The sequence below is a fragment of the Janthinobacterium sp. MP5059B genome, assembly GCF_001758645.1.
GTDB lineage: Bacteria > Pseudomonadota > Gammaproteobacteria > Burkholderiales > Burkholderiaceae_D > Janthinobacterium > Janthinobacterium lividum.
Genome location: NZ_LRHX01000014.1, coordinates 132,280 through 153,683 on the forward strand (window position 1 = coordinate 132,280; position 21,404 = coordinate 153,683).

The window sequence follows — 21,404 nt, forward strand, 5'->3', positions numbered from 1 at the left end:
GTCTCAAACCCCATGATCGAGCGCGAGCTGAAGTTGGTTTTTCGTATATACATATTCTTTATTTTGCATTGCACCAAAGTGGTGCGCGCATGCTCCATTTCAGACACCTGTTCCTGTCAAAACTGCCCCTCTGCGAGTTGTTGCTTTTACGCACAAGTCACAAGCTATTGTATTGACACTAATGCAGGCAATATGGTTTTATGTATTGCTTAAGCGAATAATTTTTTCTAAAACTATTCGTTTGGGGATCTGCGCTATCAGTGTGGGTTGAGAGTGAAATTAATTGAAAACTAAAACCGGAAATAAAAAACGTATTGAACATGATTTAGTGCTTAACTTTGCCGGGTCTCTCTATCAGAGGTACCCCATAACACTTAATATAATAATTAGGAAAACACATGTTTAGAAAAACTGTTTTAGTACGCGCGTTGTCCATCGCGTTTGGTGCGGCAACCCTGACCGCTGCCGTGGTTCCTGCAGCCATGGCTCAATCGAACGCTGCCGGTAATATCTACGGTAACGTCGAAGCCGCTGCTGGCAGCACGGTTGTTCTGCTGAATACGGACACGGGCGCCAAGCGTATCGTGGTGCCTGACGCATCGGGCCGCTATTTCGCCACCGCCTTGCCACCAGGCCACTACAAAGTGGAACTGGTACGTGATGGCCAAGTCAGCAAAACGGTCGAAGTCGATGTCCTGGTGGGCCAGGGCGTGGATGCCTCGTTTGTCACAGCAACGGCAGCTCCCGGCGTGCAAGCGGTTCAGGTTACTGGCCGCCGTAACCGTATCGACGTCTCCAGCTCCAACAATGGCGCGACCTTTACCGCCAAAGAATTGGCCCGTCTGCCTATCGCGCAAAACGTTGCAGCGATTATTCAGCTGGCACCAAACACCACCCGTGCCGACTCGCGCTACGCGGCCGGTGCATCCTTCGGTGGTGGCGGCGCGTCTGAAAACGCGTACTATATCAATGGTTTCCCTGTTACCAACCCGCTGACACAGCTGGGCGCATCGGAACTGCCTTTCGGCGCGATCGCCCAGGCACAGATCCTGACCGGCGGCTTCGGCGCCGAGTTCGGCCGTTCGGTTGGCGGCGTGGTCAATATCACCACCAAGAGCGGTACGAATAACTGGGAATTTGGCGCCAGCGTCAGCATCGAGCCGGACAATCTGCGCGCGAAATACCGCGACAGCTACTACCCAGTAACGGGTCGTCCGGAAAATGCAACGACCGACGGCACCCTGTTCCGCCGCAACTCGGAAAACAGCAAGACTGAAAAGACCTACGGCGCTTACGTCGGTGGTCCGATCATCAAGGACAAGCTGTTCATGTTCGCTGCGGTAGAAACCAAGAAAACCGATTGGGAACGCATCAACGGCACCCGTACCTCGGCGTCGAATGCAGCCACCGGCTTTGCATCGAACCAGGATACGATCGATCGCTACATCGCCAAGTTCGACTGGAACATCACGGACAATCATCGCCTGGAAGCCACCTTCCTCGGCGATGAAGGCAAGTCGGACCGTCAACTGTATGCGTATGACTACGTAACCGCTCTGCGCGGCGCGCAAACGGCATCGCAGCACTATACAAATGATGCAACGTTCTCGCCTAACGTCGGCGCCGAATCGCAAATTCTGCGCTACACGGGTAATCTGACCGATGACCTGACTGTCACCGCCGTGTACGGCGAAAGCAAAACCAAGAACAAGAACCGCTTTGATGCAGTAGGCAGCGCTCCTGCGGATATCTTCTCGATCACCGCGCCTTCGAATGCCCGTGCACCTGGCCTGAACTATTCCAGCCCGCAAGTGCTGAGTGGCGTGATCCCAGGTGATGATGCGCAAAGCAAGATCAAGTCGTCGCGTATCGACTTGGAATACAAACTGGGCAAGCACACGATTCGTGGCGGCCTGGACAACAACAAGCTGTCGTCCGTGAATGCGGGTGATGTGCAAGCTGGTGGCGGTCTGTGGACGTACGGCAAAGTTGCCAATCCACTGGCAGCGACCAACTTCGGCGGCGGCTATCGCGTGCCGGTGGCCAGCGGCGGCGGCCTGGGTACCCAGGGTTACTATGTTGGCAGCACGCTGTACAACACGCTGACCAATGCGTTCTCGGACCAGTCGGCTCAGTACCTCGAAGACCGTTACCAGGCAACGAAAGACGTGCTGGTGACCGTTGGTCTGCGCAGCGAATCGTTTAAAAACAAAAACGGTGACGGCGAAACCTTCCTGGAAATCAAGAACCAGCTGTCGCCACGTCTGGCTGCTGCCTGGGACGTGCATGGTGATGCATCGTTGAAAGTGTACGGTAGCGCTGGTCGTTATGCCGTGCAAATCCCGACCCACCTGGCCGTGCGTGGCGCAAGCCGCTCGCTGTTCACCAACCAGTACTACACCTATACCGGTACCGATCAGTACGGTCGTCCGACGGGTCTGAAGGCTTTGACGCCTGAGTTCTCGACAAACAACGAACTGGGCCAAGCGAAAGATGTCAAGACCCTGAGCGCGATCGATATCAAGCCGACGTACCAGGATGAATTGACGGTCGGTTTCGAGCAAGCCTACTCGCCTAGCTTGAATTTCGGCGCCAAGGTCACCTATCGCAAACTGCGTCAAACGATCGATGACTTCTGCGACGACCGTCAGATCTATGCTTTCGCTGCCGCCAAAGGCATCGATACGTCGAACTACGGCGGCTTTAACTGCGCTTCGTTCAATCCAGGCGAAGACAACAGCTTCTGGGTCGATTTCGCTGGTACGCAATCGAACTACACCCGCGTCGATCTGAAGGCTGCCGATATCGGTTTCGAAAAAGCCAAGCGTACGTACACCGCAATCGATCTGTTTGCGGAACATCCGATGCGCAATGGCTGGTATGGCCGTATCAACTACACGTGGTCGCGCAGCACGGGTAACACCGAAGGTCAAACCCGTTCGGACAATGCACAAACCGACGTGGCTGCAACTTCGAGCTGGGACAACAAAGAGCTGATGATGGGCGCGGATGGCTTGCTGCCAAACAACCGTACCCACCAGATCAAAGCGTTCGGCTTCTATGAGCTGACGAATCAGATCAGCGTCGGCGGCAATGCCCTGATCGCTTCGGGTCGTCCACGCAGCTGCTTCGGTAACCGTCCTGACCTGCCAGCCGACGTAGCGAACTACGGTTCGGTCTACTTCTACTGCGATGGCAAGGAAGCACCACGCGGCACCTTCGGCAAACTGCCATGGGATGTGCGTTTCGATGCCAACGTGACCTACCGTCCAGAGCAAATCAGCGGCCTGGCTTTGAAAGTGGATGTGTTTAACGTGTTTAACAAACAAACGGCACAAACCATCGACGAAACCTACAACGTTGCTCGTGGTAACTTCAACGTCAGCCAAACGTACGGCCGCGTCATCAGCTACACCGCGCCACGCGCTGTGAAACTGACCGCAGAGTACAACTACAAGTTCTAATCGACTTGGATAGGCCTTGCCCATGCGAATGGGCAAGGCGATCATAAAAAAACCGCCGGTGCAAGCCGGCGGTTTTTTTATTGTCTGACGTGATTGTTATGTTCTACATCCCGCCCCACAACGCCGCCAGCGTGGCCAATGCCGTCAGGCCCGCCGTTTCCGTGCGCAGGATGCGCGGGCCCATAGCCAGGCCGATGGCGCCGGCGGCGAGGGCCGCCTTTTCTTCCGCCTCCGAAAACCCGCCTTCCGGTCCTACCATCACGGTGATGGCTTGCGGCGGCTGGTGGCGGGCCCAGTCGGCCAGGGACTGCTCCGCGCGCGGCGTCAAAATGATGCGTTTATGTAAATCTTGCTGGCTGCTCCAGCTATTGAAATCCTGCAGCGGTGCCAGTTGCGCCAGGCGGTTGCGCCCGCATTGTTCCGAAGCGGAAACGATAATGCCTTGCCAATGCGCGAGTTTTTTTTCGGCTCGTTCGCTTGACAAGCGCACGACGCAGCGCTGCGCCGACAGCGGCACGATGCCCGCCGCGCCCAGTTCGATGGCTTTTTCGATGATCCAGTCCATTTTGGATGCTTCCGGCAGCGCCTGCGCCAGGGTCACGGCATACGGCAGCTCCGCTTCGCGCGCTATGTGCGTCTGGATTTCAGCCGTCACGCTGCGCTTGGCAACCGTTACCAGGCTCGCTTGCACTTCTCCGCCTTCGCCATTGAACAGGGTGATGACATCGCCCGGCGCCAGGCGCACGACCTGGATATGGTGGGCGACAGCCTCCGGCAGGGCGATGGTGGTGCCGGCAACGAGCGGCTGGGGGCAGAAAAAACGCGGCATGCAAATCCTCAACGGTGGTATATGTGGGGTGGAAAGACGTCAAAGTATAGCCATTTGGCTGGCCAGTACGCCGCAATTCTAATTTGCGGCCCCCCAGTCTGGTAAAATACTTGACCACAGAAAGCAGCCGGCTTCCCTGTCCGTGCTGTTGCAAACGAATCCCAAACTCGCGACTGACCCACACCATCATGACAACTACGCTCCCGACTACCAAAATGGCCAATGCGATCCGCGCACTGGCAATGGACGCTGTACAAAAGGCCAACTCCGGCCATCCAGGCATGCCGATGGGCATGGCCGAGATCGCAGTTGCTCTGTGGAGTGGTCACTATCGTCACAATCCCGCGAATCCAAAATGGCAGAACCGCGACCGTTTCCTGTTGTCGAACGGCCACGGCTCGATGCTGCATTACGCGCTGCTGCACCTGACCGGTTACGACCTGTCGATGGATGACATCAAGGCTTTCCGCCAGATGCATTCGAAAACCCCGGGCCACCCGGAAGTCGATATCACGCCAGGCATCGAGACGACTACCGGCCCGCTGGGCCAGGGCATCGCCAACGCCGTCGGCATGGCCCTGTCGGAGCAATTGCTGGCTGCTGAATTCAACAAGCCTGGCTACGACATCGTCAACCACTACACTTATGCTTTCGTTGGCGACGGTTGCCTGATGGAAGGTATTTCGCACGAAGTGTGCGCGCTGGCCGGCACCCTGGGCTTGAACAAGCTGATCGCCTTGTACGATGACAACGGCATTTCCATCGACGGCAAAGTCGAAGGCTGGTTCACGGACGACACCCCGGCCCGCTTCGAAGCGTACGGCTGGAACGTCATCCGCGCCGTCGATGGCCACGATGTTGCCGCCGTGGCTGCCGCCATCGCCGCCGCCAAGACCGCATCGAAGCCAACCCTGATCTGCTGCAAGACCATCATCGGCAAGGGTTCGCCGAACCTGCAAGGCGGCGACAAGGTCCACGGCGCCGCGCTGGGCGACAAGGAAATCGCTGCCGTGCGCGAATACATCGGCTGGGATGCCGCGCCATTTGAGATGCCGGCCGACGTGTACGCGGCCTGGGATGCCAAGAAACAAGGCGCCTTGCTGGAAGCGGACTGGAACGAGCGCTTTGCCGCCTACAGCCGTGAATTCCCGCAGCAAGCCGCAGAATTGTCGCGCCGCATGCAGGGCGAGTTGCCAGCCGCGTTTGAAACGGCGCTGTCGGCCGCCATCGCTTCCTGCGTCGAAAAGAAAGAAAACATCGCCACCCGCAAGGCCAGCCAGAACGCCATCCAGGCCCTGGCTTCGTCCCTGCCGGAATTCCTCGGCGGTTCGGCCGACCTGACCGGTTCGAACCTGACCAACTGGAAAGAGTGCGTGGCCGTGCGTTCGGGCCAGCCGGGCAACCACATCAACTACGGCGTGCGCGAATTCGGCATGAGCGCCATCATGAACGGCATCACCTTGCACGGTGGCTACATTCCGTTCGGCGCCACGTTCCTGACGTTCTCCGACTACAGCCGCAATGCCCTGCGCATGGCTGCCCTGATGAAGCTGCGTTCGATCTTCGTGTTCACCCACGATTCGATCGGCCTGGGCGAAGACGGCCCGACGCACCAATCGGTCGAGCACGTCTCGTCGATGCGTTTGATCCCGAACCTGGACAACTGGCGTCCGTGCGACACCGTCGAGTCGGCCGCTGCCTGGGGCGCCGCCGTGCGCCGCAAGGATGGCCCGTCGACCCTGATCTTCTCGCGCCAGAACCTGCCGTACCAGGAGCGTAGCGCCGAACAGATCGACAACATCTACCGCGGCGGCTATGTGCTGAACGACGTGGCGGATGCCAAGGCGATCCTGATCGCCACCGGTTCCGAAGTGGAACTGGCTGTCGCCGCCGCCAGCGCGCTGGCAGCCGAAGGCATCAACGTGCGCGTGGTGTCGATGCCGTCGACCGACGTGTATGATCGTCAGGACGCCGCCTACAAGGCCAGCGTGCTGACGAAAGGCGTGCCGCGCGTGGCCATCGAAGCGGGCGTGACCAGCTTCTGGTACAAATACGTGGGCCTGGAAGGCGCCGTGGTCGGTATCGACACGTTTGGCGAATCGGCTCCGGCTGGCGTGCTGTTCAAGCACTTCGGCTTCACGGTCGAGAACGTCGTGGCCAAGGTCAAAGCCGTTATCGCTGGCTAATATTGATTTCTAACGGCCCTGGCGATGCACTTGCCAGGGCGTGCATGTACCTTCTTTTTTAATCAGGAGCAGAGTATGACGATCAAAGTTGCAATCAATGGCTACGGCCGCATTGGCCGTAATGTGTTGCGCGCTTTCTACGAAGGCGGCAAGAAACAGGATATCCAGATCGTTGCCATCAACGACCTGGGCGATGCCAAATCGAACGCCCACCTGACCCGCTATGACACCGCGCACGGCAAGTTCCCGGGCACGGTCACCGTCGAAGGCGACAACATGATCGTCAATGGCGATCCGATCCGCGTATTCGCACAGCGCAATCCGGCTGAAATCCCATGGGGCGAGCTGGGCGTGGACGTCGTGCTGGAATGCACGGGCTTCTTCACCACCAAAGAGAAAGCTTCGGCTCACTTGAAGGGCGGCGCGAAAAAAGTCATCATTTCGGCACCAGGCGGCAAGGATGTCGACGCAACCGTCGTGTTCGGCGTCAACCACTCGGTACTGAAATCGACCGACACCGTCATCTCGAACGCTTCGTGCACCACCAACTGCCTGGCACCGCTGGTCAAGCCGCTCAACGACGCCATCGGTATCGAAACGGGCCTGATGACCACCGTGCACGCCTACACCAACGACCAGGTGCTGTCCGACGTGATGCATGAAGACCTGCGCCGCGCCCGTTCGGCCACCATGAGCATGATCCCGACCAAGACGGGCGCCGCTGCCGCCGTGGGCCTGGTATTGCCTGAGCTGAATGGCAAGCTGGACGGCTTCGCCATCCGCGTGCCGACCATCAACGTGTCGCTGGTCGACCTGTCCTTCATCGCCAAGCGCGATACCACCGTGGAAGAAGTCAACGCGTTGATGAAAGCCGCTTCGGAAGGCGCCCTGGAAGGCATCCTGACGTACCAGACCGAACCGCTGGTCTCGATCGACTTCAACCACAACCCGGCTTCGTCGAACTTCGATTCGACCCTGACCAAAGTGTCGGGCCGTCTGGTGAAAGTATCGTCGTGGTACGACAACGAGTGGGGTTTCTCGAACCGCATGCTCGACACCACCGTCGCACTGATGTCGGCCAAGTAATTCCTGGCTAGCATACAAAAAACGCCCTTCGGGGCGTTTTTTTCGTCTGTTGCCAGCTTATTCCTTGGGTTCGCACTGGTTGCGCCACTGCTCGCACGACGCCTCGACGCCCTGGTAGCACATGTTGAGGATGTAGTCGCAGTTTTCCGACGGAATCCACGCGCGCACGGCGGCCGTGCTGGAGAACGAAGCTGCGGCGCCGACGGCGATGGCAAAGATAAACAGGGCTTTTTTAATGGAAATCATTTTTCTCGCTTTCACAATTGGACAACGGTAGGGTGTCAAATCAAAAGGCCGTCACGGCAGGCATGGTGAACCGGCCAGACGCAGAAAAATATTAGCATTAAAATCAGTAATTTATTGCTATAAAGAAAAATATTCCTGCTAACGCCAGGCGTGCAGGCGGCGCCGGTAAAAGCGCCATAGCAGGCGCAGGTCGCGCAGCACGGGCACGCCGGACAGCAGGGTCAGCACGCCGGCGAGCAGGATGGTGGCGGCGGGAAAACCGATGTGCTTGAAGGCCAGGGCGCCGCTGACGCCGCCGATGAAGAAGCAGGCGATCAGCAGGCTGTGCGTTCTCAGCTTGCCGCGGTTGACCTTCACCATCCGGTCCGGCAGGTGGCGCCGGTTGTAATACGCCATCTTGCCCAGTTCGATGCCGATATCGGTGGACAGGCCCGTCACGTGCGTGGTGCGGATGACGGCGCCCGAAATCTTGGTGATGATGGCGTTTTGCAATCCCATCACAAAGCACAGCAGCAAGATGGTGACGGGGCCCAGCACGTCGGGCATGGCGGCCAGATAATTGCCCGTCAAGCCGAACAGCAACAGCAAGGCTGCTTCCAGCAGCAGGCTGGCGGCAAACTGGCTGTGCAGCCGGCGCCGCTTGCCCCAGTTCACCATGATGGCCGTGACGGCCGCACCGCTGACAAAGGCCAGCCATGCTCCCAGCGCTGCCAGGGCCACGGTGATATTGCCCAGCGCCAGGTCATCGGCCATGCCCGAGACGATGCCCGTCATGTGCGAGGTATAGCCGCCGATGGCGAGAAAACCGCCCGCATTCACGGCGCCCGCCACCAGCGCCAGCACGCAGCCCAGCTGCAGGTTGGCTTGCGTATCGCGCGCCGATCCGCTCAGGCGCGACAGGTAATGGAGCGGCATGCCCGGGCCGGCCTCAGGCTGCGGCGCCGAAGATGGCTTGCCACAGGCGCACGACGTTATCCGCATGCACGCGCACGCGTTCCGGTTCCACGCGGGCCAGGTCCTGCCCCTGCAGGCGCAACTGGTGCTGCAGCTTGCGCAGCGTGCGGTAGGCGTCGGCGACCAGGGCGGCCAGCTGGGCGTCGATCAGTCCCAGTTCGCCGCACAGGCGCAGCAGGGCGATATTGCCCGAGTTGGCCGTCAGTTGCGGATACTGCGCCGCATGCTGGAGCACCAGGTATTGCACCATGAACTCGATGTCGATCATGCCGCCCGGATCCTGCTTCAAGTCAAAGCTGCCCGGGCGGGGTGGATGCGCATCCAGCATCTTCTTGCGCATGGCCACCACTTCGCCCTTGAGCGGGCCGTTTTCCGGGCGCTCCTTGCGCAAGATCGTGTCGCGGATGCGCTCAAAATGCTTGCCGATGGTGGTATCTCCGGCACAAAAGCGCGCGCGCGTGAGCGCCTGGTGTTCCCACACCCAGGCCGCGCTGCTCTGGTAGCGCTCGAATGCCTGCACGCTGGAAACCAGCATGCCCGAGGCGCCGTCGGGACGCAGGGCGATGTCGATATCGAACAGAATGCCGGCCGACGTGTGCGAGGTCATCCAGGTAATGAAACGTTGCGCCAGCTTGGCGTACAGGCCGGGCGCTTCCTGGTCGTCGTCGTCGAAGAGGAAAATGACGTCCAGGTCGGACACATAGCCCAGTTCCTTGCCGCCCAGCTTGCCGTACGCGATGACGGCGAATTTCGGCACGTCGCGGTGGCGCGTCGGCAAGGTTTGCCAGACGGCTTGCACGGTGGCGGCGACGATGATGTCGGCCAGCTGCGACAGGTAGTCGGCCAGTTTTTCCACGCTCAGGTCGCCCGCCAGGTCTTGCGCCAGGCACTGGAACAGCTGCGCGTGGTGCATTTCGCGCAGGATATCCATCTGCCGCTCCGTGTCGCCGGGCGCGTCGTCGAGCTGGCGCTGCAGGTCGAGCGCCAGGGCGGCCGGGTCCGGCACCGTGTTGCGGATGCGCTCATCGAGCAACTCGTCGAGCAGGATCGGGTGCTGCGTGAGGAAGGTGGCGGCCCAGCCGCTGGCGCACACCATGCGCACGACGCGCTCGAGCGTATGCGGGTATTCCGTCAGCAGCGACAGATAGGCCGAGCGGCGCGCAATCGCTTCCAGGAAATCGAGCAGCCGGCCCAGGGTGGCCAGCTGGCTGGCATTGCCGTTGGATACGGAGCAATCTGTGATCAGGGGCAGGGCGGAATTGACGAGGGCGACGAGGCGCGTGCGGCTCGCCTCGGGCAAGGATTGCAAACGGGGCGCCTGCCACGTGGCCAGCAGGCGGCGCGCGCAGGCGGCGGGCTCATGGAAACCCAGGGCGGCAAAGCGCGCTTCGATGGCTTCCTGCTGGTCGGACGCGGCGCAGTCGTTCGACGTTTGCGGGTCGATGCCCGTGTCGGCCGGCGGCGTGCCGCTGCTCTTGTCGCTGAACATCTCGTCAAACTGGCCGGCGACAAATACGCGGTGTGCTTCCAGCTGGGCCAGCAGGGTGGGCGTGTCGGGCAAGCCCATCATCTGCGCCACGGTCAGGCGGTCGGCGTCATTCGCTGGCAGGGTGTGGGTTTGCGCATCGTCCAGGTATTGCAGCCGGTGTTCGAGGTTGCGCAGGAAGGTGTAGGAACCCAGCAACTGTTCCACGATGGCCGGCTCCAGCAAGCCCTTGTCTGCCACCGTGCGCAGGGTGGCGCGCGTGGAACGTTCGCGCAGCTCGGCGTCGCGCCCGCCCCGTATCAATTGAAATACTTGCGCGAGGAATTCGATTTCGCGGATGCCGCCACGGCCCAGCTTGACGTTGTTGCTGCGGTCCGGGTGCAGACGTTCCTGGCGGTTGACCTCGGCGCGGATCTGGCCGTGCATGGTGCGGATGGCATCGATGACGCCGAAATCGAGGTAGCGGCGGAAGACAAACGGGCGCACGATGGCGTCGAGCGAGGCGATATCCTCGGCCTTGCCCGTTACGGCGCGCGCCTTGACCCAGGCGTAGCGCTCCCATTCGCGCCCTTGCACGATCAGGTACTGTTCCACCATGCTGAGGCTGGCGGCCAGCGGCCCCGAGTTGCCGTTCGGACGCAAGGCCATATCCACGCGGAAAGTAAAACCATCTTGCGTGATCTCGGCCAGGGCGGCGATCAGTTTCTTGCCCATGCGAATGAAAAACTCGTGGTTGGACAGGCTGCGCTGGCCCGCCACGGTGACTTGCGTGTCGCCATCTTCCGGGTAGACAAAGATCAGGTCGATATCCGACGAGACATTCAGTTCGCCGCCGCCTTGCTTGCCCATCGCCAATACCATCAAGGCCTGCTCCTCGCCCGACTCCTCGCCGACAGGCATGCCGTGCAGGGCCACCATTTCAGCCATGATGGCGTCCACATGCGTACGGATGGCGAAATCGGCAAAGCCCGTCATGGCCGTGACGACTTCGTTCAAGTCGGCCTGGCCGCCAAGATCGCGCGCGATCAGGCCGCAGACGAGCAGGTTGCGCAGGCGGCGCATGGCCCGCTCGGGCGGCAGCGGCGGCGTGGCGGCATTCGCCTGGGCGGCCAACTCGGCGGCAAAGTCGAGCCCGTCCAGCGGCGCGCGCACCAGTTGCGCCACCTGCGCGGCGCGCTCGGGGGCGGCGTCCAGCCAGCGCTGGTAGAAACGGGAGGCGGAGATCAAAGGCTGTGTGCTCATGGTATCGGTAAGTGTCTCGTGGATGCTGCGTGCATGTTCTTGCTTAACTTGGCTGCGAACGGCGGGGGATGCGGTAAAATTGTGCCGCCGGCCCAATACCGCCGGCAGTGCGTGCTCTTCCGGACGATGGTAAGGGAGGCTTTGCTCAGACGCAAGCGCAAGGATGCAGGCGCGCACCACGAATGCAGACGATTTTTGCCATTATTTGACGCCGGGCCAGTTTATTAGCTTATTGATGCAAAAACCGCCAGAAGCAAGCGTGACAGAACATGTGCCATTGGCCCTGCGCTGGCAGCGGCTGCGTGCTGCCTATCGCATGGCCAACCTGGCCACCCACCATGTGTTGGGTTTTACCATCAAACTGGTATTGCTGGCGTACTTCGCCTTCGCCGTGCTGTTTTTATTCCTGCGCTACGCGATCTTGCCGAATATCGATTACTACAAAGGCGATATCGAGCGGGCGGCCAGCCGCGCGCTGGGCAACCCTGTCAGCATTGCGCGGATTTATGCCTCCTGGCATGGCGTACGCCCGAATCTCTTCCTTGGGGACGTGACCCTGCGCGACCAGGCGGGCCGCCAGGCGTTGAGCCTGCCGAGCATATCGGCCACGGTGTCGTGGTGGAGCGTGCTGGGCTCCGTGCGCTTTACTACCCTGGAAATCACGCGGCCCGACCTGGACGTGCGGCGCAGCAAGGATGGCAAGCTGTACGTAGCCGGGGTATTGATCGACAGCACGCAAGGCAGCGATGGCAAGGGCGCCGACTGGCTGCTGTCGCAGCATGACATCATCATTCGCGACGGCAAGGTGCGCTGGACGGACGAAGCGCGCGGCACACCCGAGCTGGCTTTATCGCAGGTCAATGTGCTGTTGCGCAACCGCTGGCGCAGCCACCGGCTGGGCTTGCAGGCCACGCCGCCGCCTAGCCTGGCCGCGCCCATCGATGTGCGCGCCCACTTCACGCATCCGCCTTTCAGCACGCGCATCTCGGATGTGTCGATGTGGAAGGGGGAACTGTACGCCGACCTGAAAAATGCCGACCTGGCCGCCTGGCGCCGCTATCTCGACTATCCGTTTGAACTGAGCCAGGGCAAGGGCGCCCTGCGCGCCTGGTTGAGCCTGGATCACGCGCGCCTGGCCGGCTTCACGGCCGACGTGGGCTTGACGGATGTGCAGGCGCAGCTGGGCGAACATATCGCGCCGCTCGACTTGCTGTCGGTCAGCGGGCGCATTTCGGCAAAAGAAGAGCTGTCGGCGCAGGTGCCGGACGGCAAGCCCACCTTTGGCGCGAATGGGCACCAGGTCGAGTTGACGAATTTTGCGGTGGAAACCCGCGATGGCCTCAGCCTGCCGCCCACGACCCTGTCCGAACGCTTTGTTGCCGCCACGAAGCGCAAGCCGGCGCGTACGGAAATCACGGCCAAGTCGCTCGATTTGCAGACCCTGGCCGCATTGGCCGACAAGCTGCCGCTGGGAGAACAGCAGCGCCAGCGCCTCGACGCCCTGGCGCCGCGCGGGCGTTTGCAGGACTTTTCTGCGCAATGGGAAGGCGAGATGGCGACGCCGGCCAGCTACCGTTTGCGCGGCAAGCTCATCGATCTGGGCCTGAATGCGCAGCCGGCGCGCCTGGCCGTGGCGAAGACGGCGACCAGCCCTGCGCAGGCGGCCGCACCGGCTATCCCCGGTTTCGATCATTTGACGGGCAGTATCGACGCCAGCGACAAGGGCGGCCAGATCGATATCGATGCACAGGGATTGGTATTGCAACTGGCCTCCTACTTGAGTGAGCCGGCCTTGCCGTTCGAACAATTCGAAATGGAGGCGCGCTGGGCTTTCCAAGCAGACAATATGCTGCAAGTTGACCTGGACAGGCTTGATTTTAATCAACAAGGCATGCGGGTCGCCTTGCATGGTTCGCAGCGTTTGCCGCTCGACGGCAGCAAATTGGGTCAGGTGGATGTGACGGGTACGATCGACAACTTCCAGATCAACACCATCGGCCGCTATCTGCCGCTGCAAACGCCCGAGCACCTGCGCCACTGGCTGACGGGCGCATTGGAGGGCGGCGTGGCGCGCGATGTCAGCCTGCGCCTGCGCGGCGAACTCGAACATTTCCCTTTCAAGGCCGACACCCCGGCCCAGCGCAACCGCGGTGACTTCCGCGTGGCCGGCAAGATCGAGAATGGCACGCTGAACTACGCGCCCGGCGAATTTGCGGAAAGCGGCCCCCTGGCCGGCAAGGCACCGCTGTGGCCGCAGGCGGAAAAGATCAAGGGCAGTTTCGTGTTCGAGCGGGCGCGCATGGAAATCCGCGGCGACACGGCCACCACGGGCGGTGTGGCCTTGACGAATGTCAAAGCCGTGATCCCCGACCTGACTGTCTTCGACACCTTGCTCGATATCGAGGGCAATGCGGCCGGCCCGATGCAGGAATTCCTCAAGTACGTGACGGCCAGCCCCGTGCTCGGCTGGATCGAGCATTTCACGGATGAAACGACGGCAACGGGCAATGCCAAGCTGGCCCTCAAATTGCACTTGCCGACAGAGCGCATGCTCGAGTCGACCGTGCAGGGCAGCTTGCAGCTGGCGGGCAACGACGTGGTGCTGTTCCACGACATGCCGCCCGTGCTCGGCACGCAGGGCAAGATCGAATTCAACGAAAAAGGCGTCAATCTGAATGGCTTGAATGGCAGCCTGCTGGGCGGGCCGCTGGCCATTTCGGGCGGTACGCAGCCGGACAGTTCCATCCAGGTGAAATTGGCCGGCAACATGACGATCGACGGCTTGCGCAAGACCTATCCGGCGCCCGTGCTGCAGCGCCTGGCGAAACATTTGAATGGCGGCGCCCGTTACAGCGGCCTGATCACGGCGCGCGACCACCAGGTGGTCGTCAATGTCGAGTCGCCGCTGACGGGCCTGGGTCTGGATTTCCCCGCCCCCCTGAAAAAGCCGGCCGGCGACAGCCTGCCCGTGAAATTCACCCTGACGGGCAATGCGACCAACGGCGCGGGCTTGCGCACGGACGATATCCGCATCGCGCTGGGTTCCGGCATCGCTGCCCGCTACCAGCGCCAGAAGCAGGGCAAGGATGCCTGGCGCCTGGTGCGCGGCGGCATCGGCGTGAATGTGCCGGCGCCGGAACCAGACAGCGGCATGATGTTCAACGTCAACATGAAAACCCTGGACGTGGACAGCTGGATTGCCGCCGGCAGTGAAATCGCCGGCAGCGGCACGGCCCCCGCCGACAGCGGTGCCGCCGACGATGCGCCCGATATTGCGCAATACGTGGTGCCGGACATGATGGCGGCCCGTGCCAGCGAACTGATGCTGGGCGAGCGCAAGCTGGAAAACGTGGTCGTGGGCGCCACGCATCAAAAGGATGTGTGGCAAGCCAATATTGACGCGAAACAAGTGTCCGGCTATGTAACGTGGCTGGAAACGCCGTCCGGCCTGGGCAAGATGACGGCGCGCCTGTCGTCGCTGATCATTCCCGAGTCGGCCGCCAACGACGTGAAGAATCTGTTGGAAGGAAAAAGTGGCGCCCAGTCGATCCCCTCGCTCGATATCGTCGCCGAGCAATTTGAACTGTTCAACAAGAAGATCGGCCGGCTGGAATTGCAGGCCTATAACACCATGGCGGCGGGCGGGAGAGAATGGCGCGTGGGCAAGCTGCAGCTGTCGAACCCCGATGGCGCGTTGAGCGGCAATGGCAAATGGGTCATCAAGGATGGGCAAAGCACGACCAGCCTGCGTTTTGGCCTCGATATCGTCGATGCGGGCAAGTTGCTCGACCGCTTCGGCTTTGCCGATACGGTGCGTCGCGGCAAGGGCCGCCTGAGCGGTGACATCGCCTGGAATGGCTTGCCGTATTCGCTCGACATTCCCACCTTGTCGGGGCAGATCGAGATGAACGTGGAATCGGGCCAGTTCCTCAAGCAGGATCCGGGCGCGGCCAAGCTGTTGGGCGTGCTCAGCCTGCAAGCCTTGCCCCGTTTGCTGAAACTCGATTTCCACGACGTGTTTTCCGAAGGCCTGGCCTTTGACGGCATCACGGCCAACGCCAGCATCAAGCGCGGCGTCGTGACCACGGACAACCTCAAGATGCATGGCGTGGCGGCCACCGTGCTGATGGATGGCACGGCCGATATCGCCAATGAAACGACGAATTTGCACGTGGTGGTGATCCCCGAATTTAACCTGGGCACGGGGCCGCTCGTGTACGCGCTGGCCGTCAACCCCGTCATCGGCCTGGGCAGTTTCCTGGCGCAATTGTTCCTGCGCGCTCCCGTGATGAAGGCGCTCACTTACCACATGCAGATCGCCGGCCCGTGGAAATCGCCCGTCGTGACCAAGCTCGATGGTGGTAAATTGGAACCTGTCGCCGTGCCTGCCGCTGCAGCCGTGGAGGCCGTGGCGAAATAGGCGAGGCGTTCGAATGGATAAGAGGTGGCAATGATGCATACAGTCGCAGCAGTACAAATGATTTCCTCGCCCTCCGTGGAAGACAACCTGGCCACGGCGCGCCGGCTGGTGGCGCAGGCCGCCGCCGGTGGCGCGCAGCTGGTGGTGCTGCCCGAATACTGGGCCATCATGGGCAAGCAGGAAACGGACAAGCTGGCCCATGCGGAACAGCCCGGCAGCGGGCCGATCCAGGATGGCATGGCGCAGATGGCGCGCCAGCACGGCATCTGGCTGATCGGCGGCACCTTGCCCCTGATTTCCGGTGAGGAGGGCAAGGTACTCAATACGACGCTGGTGTACGACCCGCAAGGCGCGCCGGCCGGGCGCTACGACAAGATCCACCTGTTCGGCTTTACGCGCGGCACCGAGTCGTACAATGAATCGCGCACCATCGTGCCCGGTGCGCAGGTGCGCTCGATCGAGACGCCGTTCGGCCGGGTCGGCCTGTCCATCTGCTATGACCTGCGCTTTCCCGAGCTGTACCGCGCCATGGGCGATTGCGCGCTGATCGTCGTGCCGGCCGCGTTTACCCATACGACGGGCAGCGCCCACTGGGAAGTGCTGCTGCGCGCGCGCGCCATCGAAAACCAGTGCTATGTGCTGGCCTCGGCGCAAGGCGGCTTGCATCCGAACGGCCGCCGCACTTGGGGCCACAGCATGCTGATCGACCCGTGGGGCGAAGTGAAAGCCGTGCTGCCCGAAGGCGAGGGCGTGGTCAGCGGCGAGATCGACCTGGTGTTCCTGGCCGGCGTGCGCGAGTCGCTGCCCGCCCTGGCGCACCGCACCATGTGAATTGAATTGTGAGAAAGAACCATGATCCCATTTGAACCCAATCTGTCCAGCCTGGCCGTGGCGCGCGATATCCTGCTCACGCCTTTCGGTCTGGATGAAGACAAGCTGTTGAAAGCCTTGGGCACGATGTTTACGCACAAGGTCGACTATGCCGACCTGTACTTCCAGTCGACCAAGAGCGAAGGCTGGAGCCTGGAAGAGGGCATCGTCAAGACGGGCAGTTTTTCCATCGACCAGGGTGTGGGCGTGCGTGCCGTGTCTGGCGACAAGACGGCCTTTGCGTATTCCGACGATATTTCCGAGCGGGCCCTGCTGGAAGCGGCGGCGGCCACGCGTACCATCGCGCGCGCAGGTAGCGGCAAAATCAGGATCGCGGGCCAGATGCTTGCGCAGGGCGGCCGTTCCTTGTACCTGCCCAACGATCCGCTCGCCTCGCTGGATGCCACGGCCAAGGTGCAATTGCTGGAAAGAGTGGAAAAGATGGCGCGGGCGAAAGATCCCAGAGTGGTGCAAGTGATGGCGGGCCTGGCCGGCGAATACGACGTGGTGCTGGTGCTGCGCAGCGATGGCGTGCTGGCGGCCGACATCCGCCCGCTGGTGCGCGTCTCGCTGACGGTGATTGCGGAACAGAATGGCCGCCGCGAAACGGGCTCAGCCGGCGGCGGCGGGCGTTTCAGCTATGACTATTTCAGCGATGCCGTGCTGGAACAATACGCAACGGACGCCGTCAATTCGGCCCTGGTGAACCTGGAAGCGCGCCCGGCGCCCGCCGGCCCCATGACCATCGTGCTGGGACCGGGCTGGCCCGGCATCCTGCTGCACGAAGCGATCGGCCACGGCCTGGAGGGCGATTTCAACCGCAAGGGTTCGTCCGCGTTTTCGGGCCGCATCGGTGAACGCGTGGCCGCCAAGGGCGTCACCGTGGTCGATGACGGCACCCTGGCGGGCCGGCGCGGCTCGCTGAATATCGATGACGAGGGCAACCCGACGCAGTGCACGACCCTGATCGAGGACGGCATCCTGAACGGTTACATCCAGGACACCATGAATGCGCGCCTGATGAAGATGCCCGTGACGGGCAATGCGCGCCGCGAATCGTTCGCCCACCTGCCCATGCCGCGCATGACGAATACATATATGCTGGGCGGCGACAAGGACCCGGGCGAGATCCTCGCGTCCGTCAAGAACGGTTTGTACGCCGTCAACTTCGGCGGTGGCCAGGTCGACATCACGAACGGCAAGTTCGTCTTCTCGGCCAGCGAAGCGTACATGATTGAAAACGGCAAGCTCAGCTACCCGGTGAAGGGCGCCACCCTGATCGGCAACGGCCCGGACGTGCTCAACCGCGTTTCCATGATCGGCAACGACATGCGCCTCGATTCGGGTGTGGGCGTGTGCGGCAAGGAGGGGCAAAGCGTGCCCGTGGGCGTGGGACAGCCGACCTTGCGCCTGGATGGCATCACGGTCGGCGGGACGGCTTAGATCGCCATTTCAGGAACCTACTGCGCAGCCCACTCTTGAGTTTGCGTTGCTCGCTGTACCTGAAGTACAGCTGCGCTACTCAACCCAATATTGGGCTTGCTCGCTACGGTTCCTGAAACGCCTGATACGTTGAAAATATGACGAAATTCAGAACTTGTACTTCACCCCCGCGCTGATGAAGCGTCCCGCCGCGCCCGCGTAGTCGAGCGGGTTGTAGCCCGTGGCGCCATATGTGAGCGGATCGAGCGGGGCGATCTTGTCGAACAGGTTTTGCACCGTTGCAAACACTTCCAGCTTGGGTGTGGCCAGCCAGCGGGCCGTCAGGTCCACCGTGGTGAACGAGGCGATGCGGCAGCCGCGAGGGGCATCCGTGCCGTCGGCGAAATGCGTGGCGCAGCCGTCCGGGTCATTCTTGAACAGCACGTTGTCGAGCGGCGCGCGGTAGTTGACGTTGGCCGTGACCCGCCAGTCCTGGCGCTCCCAGGTGGCACCCAGGTTGATGCGGTCGTCCGGCGTGCCCATGCAGTTGGACACATCGCAATTGCCATGCGTGCCAGCAAAATCGCGTTGCGTGCCATCCTGCTCCGTGCGCAGCCATTTGTACAGATGCGTCCATTTCAGGTCGAACACCAGGCTGCCATAGTCGCTGCCCAGGCTGAAGCGCTGGCGCGCGTCGATATCGATGCCGCGCACCGTCGTTTGCGCCGAATTCACATAATTGGCCAGCACGGCCGTGATGGCACCCGGATCGCCGGCGATGGCCGTGGCCGTCGATGGGTCGCGCGCCACATGGCCTTCGGCGATGGCGGTGTCCGTTTGCTCCTGGTTGATTTCATTCTTGCGGCGGATTTGCCACAGATCCACGGAAATACTGGTGCGCGGCAGCGGGTCCCACACGGCGCCCATGGAATAGCTGCGCGAACGTTCGGGTGACAGCTTGGGATTGGGCGACGTGATGACGGCGATGGAGGCGGGATCGCAAGCCGCTTCCACGCCGAGCCCGCAGCGCAGCGGATCGCTGGCGGTGGAGAACGCTGCCAGGCCGCCGACGCCGTTTTCCGCCGCGCTGGGTGCGCGAAAGCCCTTGGCGAAGGTGCCGCGCAGGGCCAGTTCGCGCAGGGGCGTCCATTTCACGCCCGCTTTCGGGGTATAGGAATTGCCCACGTCGGTGAAATGGTCGGCGCGCAGGGCGCCCGACAGTTCCACGGTTTTCAGCACGGGCGCCAGCACCTCGGCATAGATGGCCGAGGCATTGCGGCTGCCCTTGTAGGCGGAATAGCCGAGGCCAATGATATTGCCCCGTTCCGTGCCCGTGGTGGGTTTCAGTTCCGTCGATTCGTGGCGGAATTCGGCGCCCACGGCCACGCCCAGGCCGCCGCCGTCCAGCTTGGCCACCTCGCGGCTGGCCTTGAAGTCGATCTGCGCGATATGCGTCTTGGCATCGTTGGAAATGCGCGGCGACAGGGCCGCGTACAGCTCGGCTGAGTTGAGGCCCGCGTTTTCCGCGATGCGCCACAGGCTGCCGGCCGGCAGGGCTGCATACGCGGGGTTCAGGCTGGCCGCCGCCACATTCGCGGCAGTCGGGTTGAGCAGGGCGAAGGCGACGTCGCGCTGCAGGTAGCCGTTCAAGTCGTTCGACACCTTGTTCTGCGAGTACAGCAAGGCGCTGTCGATATCCCAGCCCGCCACCGCGCCCTTGATGCCGGCGACAAAGCGCGTGAAGGTGGAATTGACTTCCGACAGGCGCGGCCCCACGTCGGCCGCCAGGTAGCGCAGCCGCGCCGCCGTGCCGAAATACGGATTGTCCGGGTGCGCGGCGCCCAGCGACACTCCCGCATTGCTGACAGGGCCGCCCGGGTAGCCGACCGAGCCGCTGACCGTCGATGGCGTGGTGGCCGAGTGCGATTCGCTGTGATATACGTTCAATTCGGCATACGTCTGCAACGCTGGCGTCAGTTGCCAGGCGGCGCGGCCAAAGAAATTGATGTTCTTCTGTTTCGGCTGGATCTGGCCGTATTGTTGCGCAGCATCGGTCAGGCAGCCGCCGCCCGGGTCGCCTTGCGGATGCGTGGTGAAGTTGCCGCAGGCGGCGCCGGGGAAGGCGCGCGTAAAACCCGCGCCGGCAAGATTGCCGCGGTTGTAGTAGTCGAGCGTGTCGGGATTGCGCACATTGCCGTTGACGGCGCTGCCGGCCGCATTGTTGGTGGTGATGGCGCCCGCGCCGCTGAGCGACTCCTGCGCGCTGAAGCCCAGGTCGCGCAAGTCGCTGCGGCCGACGGCCCCCCGCCCGGCCCGGTCGCGGTTCCAGATGGCGGCCTTTTCGCTGTATTCGAGATTCAGCAGCACGTTGTAGCGGTCGCTGTCGATGTCGCCGAAGCCGTGCGTGATGGCGGCGCGCGCGTCGCGCCCGTCCCATTCCTTGGTCTTGCCGTAATTGCCCTTGATGGCCGTGCCCTGGTAGTCGCGCCGCAGGATCACGTTGACCACGCCGGCGATGGCGTCCGAACCGTAGATGGCCGAGGCGCCATCCTTGAGGATTTCCACCCGTTCCACCGCTTCCAGGGGAATGATGTTCAGGTCGGCAAACACTTTCTGGCCATCGTCGGCCAGGCCGTACGGCGCCACCCTGCGGCCATTCAGCAAGACCAGGGTCGAGGCCGTGCCGAGGCCCCGCAGCGACACGCCGGAAGCGCCGGCGGCAAAGCCGTTGCCGAAGGACGTGGGCACGGAACCCTGGTTGTCGACGGCCAGGGTCTGCAGCAGTTCGGCCACGCTGGACTTGCCCGATTTTTCAATGTCGGCCGCGTTCAGGGTTTGTACGGCCGACGCTGTTTCCGCCTGCGCGCGGCGGATGTTCGAGCCGGTGATTTCCACGCGGGCAATCGGCGCGGCATCCTGCGCCAGGACGGGTAGACTCAGCAGCGCACTGGCCAGTGCCAGGCCCAGTCTGGGTGGTGAAAAGGTGGTGGACTGTAAGGATGGTGTCGGGATCATGCGGTTCTCCGGAAAGGTCAGGCAGTCAAAGGTCATCGATACGTCCTTGAGTTTTCTCCGTCCCGCGACGCTGGAATTGATCTAGATCAAATAGTGCCCCGCTTGTCGTCGATAGAATGGCTGGCGTGGCGTGGTTGCCACGACGGACACAGCGGTGGCGTCCGGTATGCAGAGTCGCAGCGCA

General features: G+C 62.0%; 11 protein-coding genes. 6 read left to right on the forward strand and 5 right to left on the reverse strand.

All coding sequences use genetic code 11. The features are described 5' to 3' along the window. Positions 1-398 precede the first annotated feature (398 nt). Positions 399-3,464, forward strand: coding sequence for a carboxypeptidase regulatory-like domain-containing protein (locus JAB1_RS16720; RefSeq protein ID WP_070280965.1), 3,066 nt, complete (start codon positions 399-401; stop codon positions 3,462-3,464). A gap of 103 nt (positions 3,465-3,567) precedes the next feature. On the opposite strand, the gene JAB1_RS16725 is transcribed toward JAB1_RS16720, so the two are convergent. Continuing rightward, positions 3,568-4,293: a 16S rRNA (uracil(1498)-N(3))-methyltransferase gene (locus JAB1_RS16725; protein ID WP_070280967.1), complete on the reverse strand. Its 726-nt coding sequence runs from the start codon at positions 4,291-4,293 to the stop codon at positions 3,568-3,570. Between the two features lie 188 nt (positions 4,294-4,481). Between JAB1_RS16725 and tkt the strand changes: the two genes are divergently transcribed. Both tkt and gap read left to right on the forward strand, forming a co-directional pair. Beyond that, positions 4,482-6,479, forward strand: coding sequence for a transketolase (tkt, locus tag JAB1_RS16730; protein ID WP_070280969.1), 1,998 nt, complete (start codon positions 4,482-4,484; stop codon positions 6,477-6,479). Positions 6,480-6,554: 75 nt separating this feature from the next. Next, the gene (gene gap, locus JAB1_RS16735) at positions 6,555-7,565 is read left to right on the forward strand and encodes a type I glyceraldehyde-3-phosphate dehydrogenase (protein WP_010395244.1); all 1,011 of its coding nucleotides are present in this window, start codon (positions 6,555-6,557) and stop codon (positions 7,563-7,565) included. A gap of 57 nt (positions 7,566-7,622) precedes the next feature. Here gap and JAB1_RS16740 read toward each other — a convergent pair whose 3' ends face one another. From JAB1_RS16740 to glnE, 3 genes are all read right to left on the reverse strand, one after another. Further along, positions 7,623-7,811 carry a hypothetical protein gene (locus tag JAB1_RS16740; RefSeq protein WP_070260030.1) on the reverse strand — a complete coding sequence of 63 codons (189 nt, stop codon included), beginning with the start codon at positions 7,809-7,811 and terminating at the stop codon, positions 7,623-7,625. 138 nt (positions 7,812-7,949) lie between these two features. Next, positions 7,950-8,726 (reverse strand): YoaK family protein, encoded by a 777-nt coding sequence (locus JAB1_RS16745; protein WP_070280971.1) that lies wholly within the window; start codon positions 8,724-8,726, stop codon positions 7,950-7,952. A 13-nt stretch (positions 8,727-8,739) separates the two neighbouring features. Then, the gene (glnE, locus tag JAB1_RS16750; protein WP_343215996.1) at positions 8,740-11,673 is read right to left on the reverse strand and encodes a bifunctional [glutamate--ammonia ligase]-adenylyl-L-tyrosine phosphorylase/[glutamate--ammonia-ligase] adenylyltransferase; all 2,934 of its coding nucleotides are present in this window, start codon (positions 11,671-11,673) and stop codon (positions 8,740-8,742) included. Positions 11,674-11,752: 79 nt separating this feature from the next. On the opposite strand from glnE, the gene JAB1_RS16755 reads away from it, so the two are divergent. The 3 genes from JAB1_RS16755 to tldD are packed head-to-tail and all read left to right on the forward strand — an operon-like array spanning position 11,753 to position 18,226. Further along, on the forward strand, positions 11,753-15,913 hold the full coding sequence (locus tag JAB1_RS16755) for a YhdP family protein (protein WP_343215997.1): 4,161 nt from the start codon (positions 11,753-11,755) through the stop codon (positions 15,911-15,913). A gap of 30 nt (positions 15,914-15,943) precedes the next feature. Continuing rightward, positions 15,944-16,744: a carbon-nitrogen hydrolase family protein gene (locus JAB1_RS16760; protein ID WP_034782501.1), complete on the forward strand. Its 801-nt coding sequence runs from the start codon at positions 15,944-15,946 to the stop codon at positions 16,742-16,744. A 21-nt stretch (positions 16,745-16,765) separates the two neighbouring features. Continuing rightward, positions 16,766-18,226 carry a metalloprotease TldD gene (tldD, locus tag JAB1_RS16765; RefSeq protein ID WP_070280975.1) on the forward strand — a complete coding sequence of 487 codons (1,461 nt, stop codon included), beginning with the start codon at positions 16,766-16,768 and terminating at the stop codon, positions 18,224-18,226. A 147-nt stretch (positions 18,227-18,373) separates the two neighbouring features. Here the strand turns inward: tldD and JAB1_RS16770 are convergent, their stop codons facing one another. Beyond that, on the reverse strand, positions 18,374-21,256 hold the full coding sequence (locus tag JAB1_RS16770; protein ID WP_254672134.1) for a TonB-dependent receptor: 2,883 nt from the start codon (positions 21,254-21,256) through the stop codon (positions 18,374-18,376). Positions 21,257-21,404 lie beyond the last annotated feature (148 nt).

What these genes read in the sequence shown, in the direction of transcription:
- tkt (WP_070280969.1), top strand. Translation starts at nt 4,482, where the DNA reads ATGACAACTACGCTCCCGACTACCAAAATGGCCAATGCGATCCGCGCA.
- JAB1_RS16720 (WP_070280965.1), top strand. Translation starts at nt 399, where the DNA reads ATGTTTAGAAAAACTGTTTTAGTACGCGCGTTGTCCATCGCGTTTGGT.
- JAB1_RS16745 (WP_070280971.1), bottom strand. Translation starts at nt 8,726, where the DNA reads ATGCCGCTCCATTACCTGTCGCGCCTGAGCGGATCGGCGCGCGATACG.
- JAB1_RS16770 (WP_254672134.1), bottom strand. Translation starts at nt 21,256, where the DNA reads ATGACCTTTGACTGCCTGACCTTTCCGGAGAACCGCATGATCCCGACA.
- JAB1_RS16725 (WP_070280967.1), bottom strand. Translation starts at nt 4,293, where the DNA reads ATGCCGCGTTTTTTCTGCCCCCAGCCGCTCGTTGCCGGCACCACCATC.
- JAB1_RS16760 (WP_034782501.1), top strand. Translation starts at nt 15,944, where the DNA reads ATGATGCATACAGTCGCAGCAGTACAAATGATTTCCTCGCCCTCCGTG.
- JAB1_RS16740 (WP_070260030.1), bottom strand. Translation starts at nt 7,811, where the DNA reads ATGATTTCCATTAAAAAAGCCCTGTTTATCTTTGCCATCGCCGTCGGC.
- tldD (WP_070280975.1), top strand. Translation starts at nt 16,766, where the DNA reads ATGATCCCATTTGAACCCAATCTGTCCAGCCTGGCCGTGGCGCGCGAT.
- gap (WP_010395244.1), top strand. Translation starts at nt 6,555, where the DNA reads ATGACGATCAAAGTTGCAATCAATGGCTACGGCCGCATTGGCCGTAAT.